A 16,193-nucleotide genomic window follows, 5' to 3' on the forward strand; every position below is an offset into this window, starting at 1 on the left:
CCCTCCTGTTTTTTCAGCCAGTCAGTTACTTAGATTTTTTAGCGATTAAAAAGCATATATATATAAATAAAAGTAATCATCGCTTTGCCAAAGAATTATCAAGGATTGCCAACGATTGTCAGAGATTGCCACTGTTTGCCATTCACCTGTTAACGGTTTGTTGTGTGAGATTTCACTGCAAAATGACTTGTTGCCCTGAGGGAAAATATTCACAAAATAGAGAGCTACCCGAAGCCGGACGGACACGACCGGCACTGTATGGACTTTGTGAGGTAGCCCGATGCACACCGCTTTTTCTTCCCCGTCTTCTGCTCCTGCCGCGCCGCTGATGCCGGTTTCTGATACCGTTCACGAACGCTTTATCCGTCTGCCCGAAGTGATGCATCTGTGCGGCCTGTCCCGCTCGACCATTTACGACCTCATCAGCCGGGAAGCCTTCCCGAAACAAATCTCCCTCGGCGGCAAAAACGTGGCGTGGGCGCAGTCTGAAATCACTGCATGGATGGCGGATCGCATTGCCGAACGTAACCGGGGCTATGACGCATGATGATGACCGTTCGGCAAACAGCCCCTTTTTCTGGCTTGCTTCTTTTCGCCGTTTCCAGGTATAGTTTTCCCGCTGTCGCAAAATCGGCAGCCGGGCGTAGGAACCCGAGTTACTCAATGGCGACACCGGACGCGCCATGCGTCTTTTTTTACGTCGTTGCTCAGGCACACCCATTTTTCGGGCTGTGGTGTTTACACCTTAGCCCCTGTCAGATAATGGTGATCCGGGCGGGGCAGCCTTCGGGCTGGCCGGTATTCATTGAGGCCGGTATTCCTACCCCCGTTCGGGTCACCACCCATGAGCGTAGGAACTCCGGTGGTGGCAATAACCGCTACTCAATGGAGGTTGCCACTATGGCTACGACCCTCACCCCGTCACACCCGCAGTTTGTCTTTGTATTTGCCGCTGTTCGTCGCGCAGACCGTAAACCCCGTATTTGTATGCTTCGCACCGTTGCCGGTGATGAGCACGCCGCACGCCTTTCTCTTGTTCGCGATTACGTCCTCTCGTTCGCTGGCCGCCTGCCGGTTGCGGAGGTGCGCGCATGAGACACACCACCATTACTGCCCGTGACCTCGAATGTCTGGAGCATATGCGCAATGTCGGCCAGCTCGTCGGCGACCTGATGCAGGTGCAGGACTGCGCCACCGTTCGTCGTGACCCGGCGCAGCAGTTACAGCTCACCTCCGTGATTTACCTCATGACCGCCCAGCTCGACGGCGTGGTCGAACGCTGCAATCAGCAGTGGCTGACCGGGGAGGGTAACGTATGAAAAAGCCATTACCACCCGTATTACGCGCCGCGCTGTATCGTCGCGCCGTGGCCTGTGCATGGCTGACCCTGTGCGAACGCCAGCACCGCTACCCGCACCTCACCCTCGACGCGCTGGAAAGCGCCATTGCCGCCGAGCTGGAGGGCTTCTACCTGCGCCAGCACGGCGAGGAAAAAGGCCGCCAGATTGCCTGTGCCCTGCTGGAAGATTTAATGGAAGCCGGACCACTCAAAGCCGCCCCGTCGCTGTCCTTTCTCGGGCTGGCCGTGATGGATGAGCTTTGCGCCCGTCATATCACGTCGCCGGTACTGCACTGAGGGAGAAAATAACGATGAAAATGAACGTAACAGAAACCGTAAAACAGGCGTGCGGCCACTGGCCGCGCATTCTCCCTGCGCTGGGTGTGAAGGTGATTAAAAACCGCCATCAGTCCTGCCCGGTATGCGGCGGCTCCGACCGCTTTCGCTTTGATGATAAAGAGGGGCGCGGGACGTGGTTCTGCAATCAGTGCGGCGCGGGTGACGGGCTTAAGCTGGTAGAAAAAGTGTTTGGCGTGACCCCGTCAGAGGCCGCCGGGAAGGTGAATGCCGTGACCGGCAACCTGCCGCCGGTTGCCCCGGAAGTGATTGCGGTCGCAGAGGCTGAAACTGAGGCCGACCGCAAAGCGGCCGCCACGATGGCCGTAAAGCTCATGGAGAAAGCCCGCCCGGCCACCGGCAACGCCTACCTCACCCGCAAGGGGTTCCCCGCTCTGGAATGTCTGACGCTCACCGTCATGCATAAAACCGGCGGCGTGACGTTCCGCGCCGGGGATGTGGTTGTCCCGCTGTATGATGATACCGGTGCACTGGTTAACCTTCAGCTTATCAATGCTGACGGTCTCAAACGAACCCTGAAAGGGGGGCAGGTCAAAGGGACATGTCATGTCATCGAAGGGAAAAAACAGGCCGGAAAACGCCTGTGGATTGCAGAGGGGTATGCGACCGCACTCACCGTGCATCACCTGACCGGGGAAACCGTCATGGTGGCGCTGTCCTCCGTGAACCTCCTTTCTCTGGCGAGCCTTGCCCGTCAGAAATATCCGACCTGTCAGATTGTCCTCGCCGCCGACCGTGACCTTAACGGCGACGGCCAGAGTAAAGCCGCTGCGGCCGCAGATGCCTGTGAGGGCATTGTTGCCCTGCCGCCGGTGTTCGGTGACTGGAATGATGCGTTTATGCAGAAAGGTGAAGAAGCCACCCGGAAAGCCATTTATGACGCTATCCGGCCACCGGCGCAAAGTCCGTTCGACACCATGAGCGAGGCGGAATTCACCGCCATGAGCGCCAGCGACAAGGCTTTGCGGGTGCATGAGCACTACAGCGAAGCGCTGGCGGTGGATGCTAACGGCCAGCTCCTGTCCCGCTATGAAAACGGCATCTGGAAAAATATCCCTGCCGCCACTTTTTCACGGAATGTGGCTGATTTATTCCAGCGCTTACGCGCCCCGTTCTCGTCAGGGAAAATTGCCTCGGTGGTGGAGACCCTGAAACTGATTATTCCGCAGCAGGATACACCGGCGCGCCGTCTGATTGGCTTTCGCAATGGGGTACTCGATACCCAAAGTGGCCTGTTCAGCCCGCACAGTAAATCGCACTGGCTGCGTACGTTGTGCGACGTGGATTTCACCCCGCCGGTGGAAGGGGAAACGCTGGAGACGCACGCGCCGAACTTCTGGCGCTGGCTCGACCGTGCGGCCGGTAAAAGTCCACAAAAACGCGACGTGATTCTGGCTGCGCTGTTTATGGTGCTGGCGAACCGTTACGACTGGCAGCTCTTTCTCGAAGTCACCGGTCCCGGCGGGAGTGGCAAAAGTATTCTGGCTGAAATCGCGACCCTGCTTGCCGGGGAAGATAATGCCACGTCAGCCGATATCGACACACTGGAAGACCCGCGCAAACGTGCATCCCTGATTGGCTTCTCGCTAATCCGTCTGCCAGACCAGGAAAAATGGAGCGGCGACGGCGCAGGGCTTAAGGCCATCACCGGCGGCGATGCGGTCTCAGTTGACCCGAAATACCAGAACCCGTACTCAACACATATTCCGGCAGTGATTCTGGCCGTGAACAACAACCCGATGCGCTTCACCGACCGCAGCGGCGGTGTGTCACGTCGCCGGGTGATTATTCACTTCCCGGAACAGATTGCCCCGGAGGAACGCGACCCGCAGCTCAGGGATAAAATTGCGCGCGAGCTGGCCGTCATTGTGCGCCAGCTTATGCAGAAATTCAGCGACCCGATGACCGCCCGCGCACTGCTCCAGTCGCAGCAGAATTCCGATGAGGCGCTCAACATCAAGCGCGATGCAGACCCGACATTTGATTTTTGCGGCTATCTGGAAATGCTTCCGCAGACCAACGGGATGTTTATGGGGAATGCCAGCATCATCCCGCGTAATTATCGTAAATATCTCTATCACGCGTATCTGGCCTATATGGAGGCTAACGGCTACAGGAACGTGCTCAGCCTGAAAATGTTCGGGCTGGGGCTGCCCATGATGCTGAAAGAGTACGGCCTGAATTATGAGAAGCGGCACACCAAGCAGGGGATACAAACCAATCTGTCGCTGAAAGAGGAAAGTTACGGCGACTGGCTGCCAAAATGCGACGACCCCACTGCGACATAACCAACCTCAGACCGGCAACAGCCGGTCTTTTTCTTTCTGACCATTATCACAGGGTGAACAATCCACTGTTCACCCTTCACCGTATATTCACCCTGTATCACCATGAAATTATTGATAAAAAACCAGAGGTGAACAGTGTGAACAGTAAAACCTGAAAAAACTTTTTATCCCTCCACCACATCGCCTGACCGGGCGCATCCAGAGCGAGAAAAAATCACAAAGGTGAAGAGTCGACTGTTCACTCTTCACCAACTCATCACCATTTATCTTTATGATTTAAAATAGAAAATAAGCATGGTGAACAGTGTGAACAGTTAAATGCAAAAAAACTTTTTTTGAGTATGATGTAGCTCTCCATACTTTATGGAAAGATCCAAGTTAGCTGAAAGCCTCACCAAGACAGCACGTTAATTCGTAACGTGTTAAGCAAAAGGGAATTTTATGGGGACTACTTTGCTTCAAGAAAACCATGAAAAAATTTTAAACATACTAAATGAAGCTAAAGATGTGGCGCTAAGGTATTACAAATTAACCAATAAGCCTCTCGGAATCACTGGAGAAATAGCTGAACATGAAGCTGCAACTCTTCTCGGGTTGTCACTATGTTCAGCACGTCAGTCCGGATACGATGCGACTGAGATTTTGGACGGGAAAGAATATAGAGTTCAAATCAAAGGTCGATATATGCCTGATCCTAAAAAAGTCTCTGCGAGAATTGGTGCTATTGATATATCTAAGCCATTTGATTCTGTTCTTTTAGTTTTGCTTGATGAAAATTATGATGCTTTTGCCATGTATGAAGCATCACGAGATGTAGTAGTCGCAGCTCTTCAAGCTCCGGGGTCAAAGTCTAGAAATGAGCGAAATCAGCTAGGCATAGCAAAATTCAAGTCCATTAGCCGTCTCCGCTGGAGCAAGGTTGTTGAACCTGAGATCCTTTAATTGGTACACGTTTAGGTACACACCTGAAAGTTGAATACGGAAAAATTCTTTATATTTAACGTGTTGATTAATTTATTCAGACTCCGCCAGCCAATCATGATTGGATAGTGCCAGGACAGCACTAGCAATAACAGGAAGTTAGCAGTCTCAGTTGGACACCGACCAGACGGTGAGGAGACAAAAAAGATACGCAAAGGAGCCGCGGCTCCCGAGTGACATAAAAGCCCGCTTATGCGGGCTTTTATGTTTCTGCTCTTTTTCCTGATTCGCCACGCTCAATGCGACCATAAACAACAGCCTACTTTTCTTATACCGTAGCCTGTCACCCTCCCTCCTCTTCCTGCTTTTTAGCCATAACAGATGTGAGCGTTTTCTATGAGCTGTGAGTTCAACGTCTCAATTATCCTCGCTCGAAAAATACTTGCCTTCAGCCTTACATTTCATAACAATTGCATGATTAGTGCTTAAAGTTCTACTTAACAGAGATAATATATGACCGTCAGTATCCCTCAACCAAATACTGAACCTCCTCTTGTTTTGGATTTCAACTGGAATACCCTGTTCCGGGGCGATCGAAATAATGCTTCTTTCAACGCTTGTGTTGGACATAACGGCTCACCCGATATCTATTATTATGCTGATGGCTTCGCCGAAAGCGTGTTCATCCTTATTAAAAATATCATTGACGACAAAGGGACTCTCGATACACTCATTTACCCTATATGTTTCAGCCTACGGCACTCAGTAGAACTCACACTCAAGGGGTTGATTGAAGACCTAGCTGATTTGGCAAAATTACGGAAACGAACGCTATCCGAAAAAATCAGCGACGTGTTGACTAAGCACGATATAGGAAATTTATGGAGTTACCTCGAAAATAATGCAACTAATATTGACAGGCGATTTAGACAGCCACTAAAGCAACTAGCGCCACGTATTAAATGTATTGCCGATACTGACCCGACGGGACAAACATTCCGCTATAGTTACGACACCAATTCTGTAAAACATCTAACTGATGTCAGCATCATCAATGTGCTGGTTCTACGTGAACAATTTGAAATACTTCGCGATCAATTAGAGGCTCTCACTTCTCTAGTGGAATATCTACGTGAGGAGTACAGGACGGGCACATTTACCCAAAATCTTAACCGCGAGGACATACTGGCAATTGCACAAAAGCTTCCTGCACGGGAAACTTGGTCAAAACCTGAAGTTGGCTTAAGTGCAATCAAGACATCAATCAAGGCCGAATATAATATCGGTAGTAAAGAACTGTCGGAAGCGTTTAACTTTATTCAATCGACCCGAGACATGGCTCGACTTATCGGACTTCCCACATCGGTACCTGGGTTGTCTAAGGTTGATTTCATCAAGCTGAATAGTATATGGAAAACAGCCTGGAGTCTCGAAGTACTTGAAGATAGCCTTCGCGATAATATTTACAGGAAAACTTCTTCTGATAAGTCATGTATACCAGTAAATATGATGCAGGAATTGGATCTCCTCGAATCTGCCAGAAAAAAACCTTCGAAATCTAAAAAAATATTCTTGCAGTGGGCTACCCCTGAAAATATGGCAGGGCTCTCAGTATTACTGGATTCAAGGATTAGTTACTTTAGTGAGGATCATGATCGCATTTTTGGCAATCGTCTTAAATTAATGAAGTCAACCAAAAGCTCAGGTCAGGATACTTGGGAAACTGAAATTGATGATCTTTGGAGGAGAAGTGTCGCGAAGCCTTTTTACCCGGAGATTATTGTGGAAAGGTTGAAAGGCCAAAGTTTTACAGAGGAAGCTTCAGTAGTAACAACTGATCTTTTTCACCGTAGTGGTTATATAAAAATTATCATTACCATAAAATCTATCCTCGCAAAGCTGGCCTCAAGAATTAAAACAATATTTGGAGGAATAAAATCTAGCTAGCGGTCTTATAGCTATAGAATGAAGCACCGATCATCCCCATGCTGGTGGAAGCAAAATGTTCGCGTTTCCAAGAAATACTATGGCAGGTCAGGTAACTGCTAATTGCCTGACCGCCAGCAAATAGCCTGTTAGAGAAACTACCTGATGATGTTGGCTCCGTTGAACCTGAAGGCCATTTCGTTAAGTGGGACGGGAAGAAATGGGTCCATGATACCGATGCGGAAAACAAACATCTTCTGATGCAGACGGAACAGGAAAAAATAAATCTTCTGGCGGGTGCAAGAACCGCCAGGCAGGCAGGTGGAGGCACCACCGCCACAACTTCGTGCATGGAGAAAAGCAACTGGCGGTGGCAGCTGTCACAATGAGGTAGCCATGAGTAATAATCGCATAACCATAGTTCCCGGGAAGAGAGAGTGCAATGTATATATAAACAATATCTTGTTTACACTCAATTATTGAGTATATGTTTAAGGGTTGTAAAAAAATGCCATTATGTATACGAGATAATAATATGATATGATGAATTAAAAATATTATGGAAAATATGAAATGATTAATTACAAAGCAATAGAACAACTTGAATGGTTATGGTCGCTAATTGACATTAAGCTTCTAACTATTTTAGCAGCAGCTTTCACTATATATTTTGGTATTCAAAAAATATCTAAAAAAGTAGCCGCATCATATTCATTTAGTAGTAATAGACTATACGATACACATATCCCTGCAGTAATCTTAACAAATAAAAGAGATAATGCCATAGCGATATCATCAATTAATTTGGAAATTGAAGGGAAAGGGAACTTAAATGCCATTAAATTTGATAGCCCTCTCCTTTTAAAGAGTTACGAGTCGTTAAAAATAGAATTACCCAAGTTCAGCAGGCTATATAAAGGGAATGAACTAGTAAAACTTGATCCTTTTGGTAAAATATATTTCCATATAGTAACAACATCAGGAAAAGAAATTAAATGTGACACAGAGAGCGCCATTACCAGACAGAACATTAACAAACAAATAAATGCGCACAATGTAAAACTTAATGGTATTGTTCTTACTGATAGAATGTCTTATGTTTTTTTATATAAAAATGATGACAGCGAAAAATATTGTGTGATTGATAAATCACTTGTTATAAACGGTGACAACCACTTTCACTTCAACGTATTGGAAAGAGATACGTTGAATGATTTTTACAATATATTCATTGAATACGGATACCACCAAAGATTTAAGAACTATATGTTATTTAAGATTAATAATTCTCTTGAATCATCCTTAGTCTTGAATAAGGGAATGGTAGAAACAAAACTTTGCGAACTTAAGAACTAGGTTACCGGTGCAGCCGGTACATATGGAGAAATATATGCTGAGCCTCGATTGTGTTCCCATCTCAACTTATTGCAAAGAGACTGGCGAAGCCCCGGAAGCCATCAACAAACGTGTGCAACGTGGAGTATGGCGTAAAGGGGTTCAGGTGCTAAAGGTCGACGGCGTTAAGGAGAGATGGATTGATCTTAGTGAGGTTGCAAAATGGGCACGACAGAATCGCCTAATCTCCCACGCGGCGTAACCATCAGGAAACACCGCAACGGCGAAACCATCAATATTACTTTCACTTATAAAGGGGTTAAATGCCGTGAGCCCCTTTCTAATCTGGACGTACCCCCTAAAAACATCAAATACGCCGAGCGCACACTCGGCGAAATCCACAACAAGATCGAAAGGGGAACATTTGTTTATGCGGAATACTTTCCCCGTTCCACTCGGTTAAAAATTTTCGGCAACGCTGCCGCAGGTAAAACAGTGAAGATGTACCTGGACGAGTATCTGGTGATATGCGAAACGAAGAAACTGTCCCCTTCAACAATTGGAGGATATAAGAAATGCCGAAGCGCGCTGTCATCACTTCATATTTTTCCCGCAAGTGAGTTGACGCCGGCCGCATTGAAGACATGGATCCAGAGCCAGAGCCAGAAAACAACATTGAAGACTATCCGCAACCAACTTTCCTTCCTACGTTCAGCTTTGGATGAAGCGGTGACGGATGGTGTGCTTCAGATTAACCCTGTATCACTGGTAACAGCCTCACGATACCAAAGTGATAAATCAGAGGCAGAAAGTAGTTATGTGGTTGATCCGCTATCACCAGCAGAAGTTGACGCTTTGATCTCTGCTGCTGGCAATAAGCAGTGGGAGAATCTTTTCAGGTTCGCTATACAAACCGGGCTGCGTAGTTCTGAACTGTGTGCTCTTCGTTGGCGTGATATCGACTTTGTAGGGAGGACGGCCCACGTTCAGAGCGCCATTGTTGTCGGCGTAATCAAAGGAACAAAAACAAAATCCGGTACCAGGAAAGTTGAACTGACTGAAGAAGCATTGGCAGCTTTAGCCAGCCAGAAACTGTTCACTTTCATGAAAGATGAAACAATCTTCGAAGATCCAAAAAGTAATAAACCATGGGCCAGTGCAGACGCGATAAGAAAAAAAGCATGGGTGCCAACTCTAAGAAAAGCAGGCATCCGCTATCGTAACCCATATCAGACAAGGCATACATTCGCCACAAGTCATATCAGCCGTGGGGCCAACCTATTCTGGTTAGCAACTCAAATGGGGCATAAAGGTCCTGAAATGTTATTCAGACACTATGGCCGCTACCTTAAAGAATATGATGGTAAAACTTCTGTAATCCTGTTGAATAATAACACTAAATAACTAATAATCTCTGTCTGGGATATGGCAGAGATTAAAATATGGAAAACACGTCAGACGTTATACTATCTATTCTTACTGCATTAGGCACAATGGGTTCTGCTGTTGCGGCTTTCCTCGCTGTAAAACAAACAATAAAGCAAAGAAAAATAGCAGTTACACCGCAACTTGTAATCAATGATTATCAAGTCAGAAGTAGAGAGATATATGATGATTCATTTAATTTATTTCCTGGCTCTGCCGAGTATTTCAGCGAACACAAACCAGAAATAATTAATGCTGGTTCAGGTGTTGCATTAAACGTATCAGTAACTATTGAGTTCGATTTTTTGTCAAGAATGACATTCTTCAGCTCCAATCAATATAAACTTAATGAAAAATATTCTTTCGAATTTGAAGACCATAGTTCAATAAAAGATCATAAAGTACAAATATTGATAACAGGATCACAAACTAATATTTTAAAAGAAGCAGATACTGTGATTAACCTTGGTTATATTACTCCATATAAAAACAATTCAACCACAACGAAATTAAAACTATCTCCATTTTACTTTGATGTACTACTTAATGAAATTCTGTTTACTTACAAATTAAATAATGGCTTAGCCAAACCAATCGACGGACCTCTATTTAAATTAAAATACAATGACATAGACGGCAATAAATATGAAATAAATTATAAAAGCAGGCTAGTGGTTCATAATGCAACACAAAAATTAAATAGAGTTTCTTTTCGATGCTTGCTTGAGTTTGAGACCAGCCACTCAAGCTGGACAGAGAGAAGACTTCAAAGGATACGCAAAAGCTACGCGGATTTTATGAATGAGCATGATTTTAATAAAAACAAATAGTTAAATAATTACGGACGCTGGTTCAACTCCCGCCAGCCACCAAACACCGGAGAAAAGCCCTCAGCGCAAGTTGAGGGCTTTTTGGTCTCTGTATTACCCGTAGTACCGGTCAAACACTGAGAAATGGGTACACGTATAGTTTCACACGTAAAACGTGATTAAGATTCAACCTCATTTCTAATAAAAAATACATCCCCGAATAAATATCAGGCAGCATTATGATGTCGCTCCCATGCTGAATAATGATTATTACTCTTTATTTAACCCAGCATTAAATGTGGGTTCCCCCAACAAAAAAAATGTATTAATTACTCGCAACTGCACAAAATTGATAAATACCGTTATCAGCATTTACAGTTTTTTCCTAAAGCCAGCGCTTCGTTTGTATGCCATGCTTAACCACGCTAATAACTTATAACGCTAAGCGAGGATATTATGAAAAAGACAATTATCGCATTATCTGCAATTCTGCTGGCTTCTCCGGTTATTGCCGCAACAACACACGCAACCGATAATGATGTAGCCGCCGCACACGAAAACGCCAATACTGCAAAAGAAAAACTGCATCAGACGCAGAATCAGGGCGAAGAGCAAAAATTAAAAGCCAAACATGTTGCTGAAGGTAAACAAGATGACCTGAGCAGCAAGGTGAGTGAAGGTTCACAAAAAGCTTGGAATACAACCAAAGAAGGTACTGAAAAAGGTTGGAATGCAACAAAAGAAGGTACCGAGAAAGGCTGGAATAAAACTAAAGAAGGTGCTGCCTCCGTTGAGAAAAAAGTCAGCGAATAATCTTCCAAACATTGAATAATAAAAAACCGCGAAAGCGGTTTTTTATTATTAGGAATAAGCCGCAATCAAGCATCGGGCCTCATCGTAATCTGTTTCTCAAGTTAAACCAGATCAGGGCCACTGTAACGATCTGCCCTTAACTCCACGTGTGGTGACAGCAAATCCTGTTTCACTCTCGCCAAACGCTTTCATCCTTAATTCTCAACCGGATAATCCCTGTTAATCCACGCATGTTCATCTTCCCAGGTAAACATCCATTTGCGAACCGGGCCGGCCATCACGTTAAGGTAGTAACTGTCATATCCCGCCAGGGTTGCCACCGGGTGATACCCTTTCGGCACCATCACCACGTCGCGGTTATAGACAGCCATACACTCGTCAAGCGACCGGTCGTCGGTGTACACCCGTTGCATACAGAATCCCTGCGGCGGGTTGAGGCGATGGTAGTAAGTCTCCTCCAGATAGGTTTCCTGCGGGGGATTATCGGTGTCATGTTTATGACTTGGGTAAGAACTGGTACAACCTTCGTTGGTCCACACCTCCACCACCAGCAGGCTATCAGCGGGTTTATCTTCCGGTAAGATGTTGTGCACGTAGCGCTGGTTGTGACCTTTGCCGCGCGCTTCCCCGTCGATATCCTTAGGTGCGATCAGCCGTGTTGGGTGCGTGCCTTTCCCCGGTGCAGCGCAGACCGCCAGCTCCAGTCTGGTCACCGCCTGAACCTGTATGGTTTCACCAGCAGTGACATAAACCGCCCACGGTTTGATGCGTTCAAACGGGCTCATCCGCTCACCGATATCCGTAAAAGTTGCGCCCGGCGTGGTGACGGTCGCGCGTCCGGCAACCAATACCAGACAACGTTCTTCGCTGACGGCGGGCAGCGTAAGCTGCTGCCCTTCCTCCAGTTCATACGCTCTAAAGCCAACATATCCCCAACCGGCGCTTTCCGGTGTCACTGACTGCGTACACCCTTGCGCGTCCGGCTGCTGCCAGCGTGATAATAAACGTGACATATCACCTCCTCAGATAAGCCCGGCATCCCGCGCCAGACGGCTAAGGTTGTTATAGCCCAGACGCGCATACGTCAGCGGATGCGCGATGGCTGGATCCTGCTCCGCCTCCACCACCAGCCACCCCTGATACTGGTTCGCCTTCAGCAATGCCATGATTGGCGGATAGTCAACGCAGCCATCTCCCGGCACGGTAAAGACGCCGCTCAGCACCGCATCAAGGAAGCTGGTTTTGCGGTTTTTGACATCCGCCAGCACGTCGGCACGTACGTCTTTGCAGTGAACATGGTTGATACGTGATGCCCAGCGCTGCGCCACAGCCAAAGGATCGGCACCCGCAAAGGTCAAATGCCCGGTGTCGAGCAACAAGCCAACTTCATCACCGGTATTCGTCATCAGATTATCCACATCTTCAGCAGATTCAATCACCGTTCCCATATGATGGTGATAAGCAATCTGGACTCCCTGCTGCTGCGTGTAGCGGGCAAATTCGGTGAGCTTCTCGCCATACTCTTGCCAGCGGGCCTGCGGAAAACGCGGACGCAGATGTACCGGCGTCTGCTGCTCGCCGTGAATGCAGCCACTGACTTCGGCAAATACCAGCACCTTCGCGCCCAGTTCGCGCAGTAACGTCAGGTGCGATTGCACGGCGGCAATCTCCTCCTCCACGCTGCGTTCCAGCAGACGTCCGGAGTACCAGCCGGAAACCAGTTGCAGGTCGTGGCGCTGCAAAATGGGGCCGAGCAGTCGCGCCTCACGCGGGAATTTGTTGCCCAGTTCGAAACCAGCAAATCCAGCCTCTTTGCCCTCGCTCAGACACGTATCAAGCGACGTCTCAGCGCCCAGTGAAGGAAGATCGTCATTCGTCCATGTCAGTGGATTAATACCTAATTGTACCGTCATCATCTTCTCCAGAATTATGCTTGTCCGCGCTCGCGCCACCAGGCGATAAGCTGCAGGTAGTTATCTTTAATGCGCGCCACCAGCTGCGCATCGTCAATATCGTGTTTCAACCACGCGCGGGAAGCGTCGCCGAACAGCGTGCGTCCCACGGCAAAACCTTTCACCACCCCATGACCCGCAGCCGCTTTAAAATCAGCACGCAGTTGCTCTGCCGGAGCGTCCAGACCCAGGATCACCACGCCACGGCAGTGCGGATCGCGCCGTTCGATAATGTCACTCAACGCCGTCCAGCCAGCAGAAGTCAGCGGTGGGAGTTTCCACCAGTCGGGGTAGATCCCTAAGTTGTAGAAACGGGAAATGGCGCGCAAATACAGTTCATCACTGCGCGGCATACTGGCCGGTAAAATCACCTCCAGCAGCAGCTCATGACCGGACTGGCAACAGGCGCGGTACACCTCAGCGATTTTCTGTTCTTGTTCCAGACGCAACGCGTGGGCATCTTCCGGATGGAAAAAGACCAGACACTTCACCACATGTTCCTGCGGCCAACTGATGAGCTGCGAGCCTATATTGCCGTGTTCCATCTCCAGCGGGCGCGACCCCGGCAGTTCGATAGGACGACCTATCCACCAGCCCTCTCCGGTTATCGCATTCAGCGCATCCTGACCAAACGTACCATCGCACAGCAGCCCGGCCTTGCCCTCCAGCCCGGCGCTGTTGGCCGCTTCACGGCTGGCCTGCAAAATAAGCTGTTTCAATGCCGGAATACGCTTCAAAGACGCGCCGCACTGCAACGCCATCTCTTCCAGTTGGCTACGGTGATCGAAGGCCATCACGCACAGTTCCGGCCATGTGCGACGACGGGTCGTCACGCGATGCAAATGGTTGAGATGCGGATCGAGATCCGGACGCGGAACCTCTGCAGCGCGAGAAAGATAATCATCAAGCTCAACTTTGCTCGGCATCGCCGGCGCACAGCCGTGACGCGACACCACCAGCGCACCGCAGGCGTTGGCGTAGCGGCACGCCTGCTCCCATCCCTCATCGTTGAGGTAGCCGCGCAGCAGACCGGACATAAACGCATCCCCCGCCCCCAGCACGTTCAGCACCTCTACGCGTACGCCGGTGACTGTCAGGCCATCGTCCAGCCGGGCCGGGATGGCGTCGGTATACACCGAACTGCCAAGCGCACCGCGCTTGCAGACCAGCGTCGCGTGACTCACGCCGCGAACCTGCGACAGCGCCTGCAGCGTATCGGTACTGCCGCCCGCAATATGAAACTCCTCCTCGGTGCCGACAATTACATCAAAAAGATGCAGCACCTCCTGCAACTGGCGGGTGACCTGATCGGCGGCGATAAAGCGTGTTTCGCCGTCGCCTAAGGAAGTAAGTCCCCACAGCACCGGGCGATAGTCGATATCCAGCGCCGTACGCACGCCGTGACGCCGGGCGTAAGCGAGCGCCGTCAACACCGCCTCGCGGGTTTGCGGATGAGAAAGATGCGTCCCGGTGATGGCAAGACAACGAGCAGAAGCGATGTACTGTTCATCAACATCGCTGGCGGTAATCGCCATATCCGCGCAGTTATCACGGTAAAAAATCAGTGGGAAGGTGTCCCGGTCTTTAATGCCGAGTAGCACCAGCGCCGTCAGGCGGTCTTTATCAGTGATCAGATGGCTGGTATCGCAGCCTACCTGGTTTAATTCTTCACGCAGGAAACGCCCCATATGTTCGTCGCCAACCCGCGCCAGCATTGAAGAACGCAGTCCCTGGCGTGCCGTGCCGTAAGCCACGTTTCCAGACGAACCACCAAGATATTTGGCAAAGCTCGACACATCTTCCAGGCGCGCGCCAATTTGCTGACTGTAGAGGTCAACCGCCACGCGGCCCATGCATATCACATCAAACTGCTTTTCCACGTTGATACCTCTTCAGACAATGTCGTTCACGTTCAGCCAGCGGCCTTCCTGGTGCGAGAGTGCGATAGCGTCAAGCACGCGCGACACCTTCCAGCCCTCTTCAAAGTCCGGCCACATCGGTGCATCGGCGGCAATGCCGTCCACCAGGTCGCGTACTTCCACAGTTTTCTGGTCGTTAAAGCCGATACCATGCCCGGCTCCCATGCAAAACGCGCCGTAGTCCGGGTGCGCCGGGCCAACCAGTAAAGTGCGAAACCCCTGGCGGTTGACCGGATCGTCATGCAGATAGAGCTTCAGCTCTGCCATGCGTTCTTGGGTAAAACTGATAGTTCCTTTGGTCCCGGTAATCACATACGACAACCCCATCTTGCGGCCACAGGCAACGCGCGAGGTTTCAATCACCCCTTGCGCACCGCCTGCAAAGCGCACCATCGCGTGGGCCTGATCTTCGTTCTCTACCGTCACCATTTGCGAGGAACCGACCTGCGCCGGACGCTGTGGCACCACGATCTTCAGGTCGCCGCAGACCTGCTTAATATCCCCAACCAGGTACTGCGCCATATTGACGATATGCGCCGCCAGATCGCCAAGCGCACCAAGTCCGGCGGTCTCTTTAAAACAATGCCAGTGGATCGGCGCAAGCGGATCGGCCATGTAGTCTTCGTTGTGGGTGCCGTAGAAATGGATCACCTCACCAATTTCTCCGCGCTCAATGATCTCTTTCGCCAGCTGCGCCGTTGGGTTCTTCATATAGTTGAACCCCACCAGCGTTTTCACTCCTGCCCGCTGTGCAGCTTCAACCATTTCACGTGCGTCGTGGGCGTTCAGCGCCAACGGCTTTTCTGAATACACATGCTTGCCATGGCGAATCGCTTCCAGCGCCATCTCTTTGTGCAGATGATTAGGAGAACAAATATCCACGACATCAATGGCCGGGTCAGCCACCAGCGCACGCCAGTCTCCGGTTGAGCGATTGAAGCCAAACGCCTGCGCCCGCTCGGCGGCCAGCTCTGGAGAGACTTCCGCCACCATTTCGCGCACCAGCTTGCCGCGCAGGTTAAACACCGTCGGGGCCTGGGCATAGGCGATGGCATGCGCCTTTCCGATATACCCGGTGCCAATCAATCCAATACGAACTTCTTTCATCA

The 16,193-nt window shown here is 49.5% G+C and carries 17 protein-coding genes; 13 read left to right on the top strand and 4 right to left on the bottom strand.

Annotated features, from left to right (window positions below; all coding sequences use genetic code 11):
• The first annotated feature begins 280 nt into the window (after nt 1–280).
• The 13 genes from OGY68_RS14170 (at nt 281) to OGY68_RS14230 (ending at nt 11,213) form a co-directional block, all read left to right on the top strand.
• A complete protein-coding gene (locus tag OGY68_RS14170) occupies nt 281–547 on the top strand; it encodes a helix-turn-helix transcriptional regulator (RefSeq protein ID WP_000556587.1) in 267 nt (88 codons plus the stop codon).
• The gene (locus OGY68_RS14175) at nt 544–1,095 is read left to right on the top strand and encodes a host cell division inhibitor Icd-like protein (protein ID WP_010364305.1); all 552 of its coding nucleotides are present in this window, start codon (nt 544–546) and stop codon (nt 1,093–1,095) included. Before OGY68_RS14170 ends, OGY68_RS14175 begins: the two co-directional genes overlap by 4 nt.
• Nucleotides 1,092–1,319, top strand: coding sequence for a hypothetical protein (locus OGY68_RS14180; protein WP_001216599.1), 228 nt, complete (start codon nt 1,092–1,094; stop codon nt 1,317–1,319). The genes OGY68_RS14175 and OGY68_RS14180 overlap by 4 nt, the downstream gene beginning before the upstream one ends.
• The gene (locus tag OGY68_RS14185) at nt 1,316–1,636 is read left to right on the top strand and encodes a DUF5375 domain-containing protein (protein WP_000743146.1); all 321 of its coding nucleotides are present in this window, start codon (nt 1,316–1,318) and stop codon (nt 1,634–1,636) included. The genes OGY68_RS14180 and OGY68_RS14185 overlap by 4 nt, the downstream gene beginning before the upstream one ends.
• 14 nt (nt 1,637–1,650) lie before the next feature.
• The gene (locus OGY68_RS14190; RefSeq protein WP_000783710.1) at nt 1,651–3,984 is read left to right on the top strand and encodes a primase-helicase zinc-binding domain-containing protein; all 2,334 of its coding nucleotides are present in this window, start codon (nt 1,651–1,653) and stop codon (nt 3,982–3,984) included.
• 441 nt (nt 3,985–4,425) lie between these two features.
• Entirely contained in the window at nt 4,426–4,926 is a 501-nt protein-coding gene (locus tag OGY68_RS14195; protein WP_000537444.1) for a DUF6998 domain-containing protein, read from the top strand.
• A 492-nt stretch (nt 4,927–5,418) separates the two neighbouring features.
• The gene (locus OGY68_RS14200) at nt 5,419–6,852 is read left to right on the top strand and encodes a hypothetical protein (protein WP_057069081.1); all 1,434 of its coding nucleotides are present in this window, start codon (nt 5,419–5,421) and stop codon (nt 6,850–6,852) included.
• Between the two features lie 125 nt (nt 6,853–6,977).
• A complete protein-coding gene (locus tag OGY68_RS14205) occupies nt 6,978–7,220 on the top strand; it encodes a tail fiber assembly protein (protein WP_239693043.1) in 243 nt (80 codons plus the stop codon).
• A 184-nt stretch (nt 7,221–7,404) separates the two neighbouring features.
• A complete protein-coding gene (locus OGY68_RS14210) occupies nt 7,405–8,187 on the top strand; it encodes a hypothetical protein (RefSeq protein WP_149617803.1) in 783 nt (260 codons plus the stop codon).
• 34 nt (nt 8,188–8,221) lie between these two features.
• Complete coding sequence (locus tag OGY68_RS14215; protein ID WP_071941353.1) at nt 8,222–8,428, top strand: excisionase; 207 nt, start codon at nt 8,222–8,224, stop codon at nt 8,426–8,428.
• Nucleotides 8,389–9,570 (top strand): site-specific integrase, encoded by a 1,182-nt coding sequence (locus tag OGY68_RS14220; RefSeq protein ID WP_286617137.1) that lies wholly within the window; start codon nt 8,389–8,391, stop codon nt 9,568–9,570. The genes OGY68_RS14215 and OGY68_RS14220 overlap by 40 nt, the downstream gene beginning before the upstream one ends.
• A 38-nt stretch (nt 9,571–9,608) precedes the next feature.
• Nucleotides 9,609–10,421 carry a hypothetical protein gene (locus tag OGY68_RS14225; protein WP_149617802.1) on the top strand — a complete coding sequence of 271 codons (813 nt, stop codon included), beginning with the start codon at nt 9,609–9,611 and terminating at the stop codon, nt 10,419–10,421.
• Between the two features lie 435 nt (nt 10,422–10,856).
• A complete protein-coding gene (locus OGY68_RS14230) occupies nt 10,857–11,213 on the top strand; it encodes a KPN_00521 family repetitive protein (protein ID WP_057068482.1) in 357 nt (118 codons plus the stop codon).
• Between the two features lie 194 nt (nt 11,214–11,407).
• On the opposite strand, the gene iolB is transcribed toward OGY68_RS14230, so the two are convergent.
• Genes iolB through OGY68_RS14250 form a run of 4 tightly spaced genes read right to left on the bottom strand, consistent with a single transcriptional unit; the run spans nt 11,408 to nt 16,191 of the window.
• Nucleotides 11,408–12,226, bottom strand: coding sequence for a 5-deoxy-glucuronate isomerase (iolB, locus tag OGY68_RS14235; RefSeq protein WP_057068480.1), 819 nt, complete (start codon nt 12,224–12,226; stop codon nt 11,408–11,410).
• Nucleotides 12,227–12,235: 9 nt separating this feature from the next.
• Complete coding sequence (gene iolE / locus OGY68_RS14240) at nt 12,236–13,126, bottom strand: myo-inosose-2 dehydratase (protein WP_057068478.1); 891 nt, start codon at nt 13,124–13,126, stop codon at nt 12,236–12,238.
• A gap of 14 nt (nt 13,127–13,140) precedes the next feature.
• On the bottom strand, nt 13,141–15,045 hold the full coding sequence (locus OGY68_RS14245) for a bifunctional 5-dehydro-2-deoxygluconokinase/5-dehydro-2-deoxyphosphogluconate aldolase (RefSeq protein ID WP_057068476.1): 1,905 nt from the start codon (nt 15,043–15,045) through the stop codon (nt 13,141–13,143).
• Nucleotides 15,046–15,057: 12 nt separating this feature from the next.
• A complete protein-coding gene (locus OGY68_RS14250) occupies nt 15,058–16,191 on the bottom strand; it encodes a Gfo/Idh/MocA family protein (RefSeq protein ID WP_057068474.1) in 1,134 nt (377 codons plus the stop codon).
• Nucleotides 16,192–16,193 lie beyond the last annotated feature (2 nt).

The sequence above is a fragment of the Citrobacter sp. Cpo065 genome, from assembly GCF_030332805.1.
Taxonomy (GTDB): Bacteria; Pseudomonadota; Gammaproteobacteria; order Enterobacterales; family Enterobacteriaceae; genus Citrobacter; species Citrobacter portucalensis.

Coding starts and splice junctions, on each gene's coding strand:
- OGY68_RS14170 (WP_000556587.1), top strand. CDS start 281: ATGCACACCGCTTTTTCTTCCCCGTCTTCTGCTCCTGCCGCGCCGCTG.
- OGY68_RS14175 (WP_010364305.1), top strand. CDS start 544: ATGATGATGACCGTTCGGCAAACAGCCCCTTTTTCTGGCTTGCTTCTT.
- OGY68_RS14180 (WP_001216599.1), top strand. CDS start 1,092: ATGAGACACACCACCATTACTGCCCGTGACCTCGAATGTCTGGAGCAT.
- OGY68_RS14185 (WP_000743146.1), top strand. CDS start 1,316: ATGAAAAAGCCATTACCACCCGTATTACGCGCCGCGCTGTATCGTCGC.
- OGY68_RS14190 (WP_000783710.1), top strand. CDS start 1,651: ATGAAAATGAACGTAACAGAAACCGTAAAACAGGCGTGCGGCCACTGG.
- OGY68_RS14195 (WP_000537444.1), top strand. CDS start 4,426: ATGGGGACTACTTTGCTTCAAGAAAACCATGAAAAAATTTTAAACATA.
- OGY68_RS14200 (WP_057069081.1), top strand. CDS start 5,419: ATGACCGTCAGTATCCCTCAACCAAATACTGAACCTCCTCTTGTTTTG.
- OGY68_RS14210 (WP_149617803.1), top strand. CDS start 7,405: ATGATTAATTACAAAGCAATAGAACAACTTGAATGGTTATGGTCGCTA.
- OGY68_RS14215 (WP_071941353.1), top strand. CDS start 8,222: ATGCTGAGCCTCGATTGTGTTCCCATCTCAACTTATTGCAAAGAGACT.
- OGY68_RS14220 (WP_286617137.1), top strand. CDS start 8,389: ATGGGCACGACAGAATCGCCTAATCTCCCACGCGGCGTAACCATCAGG.
- OGY68_RS14225 (WP_149617802.1), top strand. CDS start 9,609: ATGGAAAACACGTCAGACGTTATACTATCTATTCTTACTGCATTAGGC.
- OGY68_RS14230 (WP_057068482.1), top strand. CDS start 10,857: ATGAAAAAGACAATTATCGCATTATCTGCAATTCTGCTGGCTTCTCCG.
- iolB (WP_057068480.1), bottom strand. CDS start 12,226: ATGTCACGTTTATTATCACGCTGGCAGCAGCCGGACGCGCAAGGGTGT.
- iolE (WP_057068478.1), bottom strand. CDS start 13,126: ATGACGGTACAATTAGGTATTAATCCACTGACATGGACGAATGACGAT.
- OGY68_RS14250 (WP_057068474.1), bottom strand. CDS start 16,191: ATGAAAGAAGTTCGTATTGGATTGATTGGCACCGGGTATATCGGAAAG.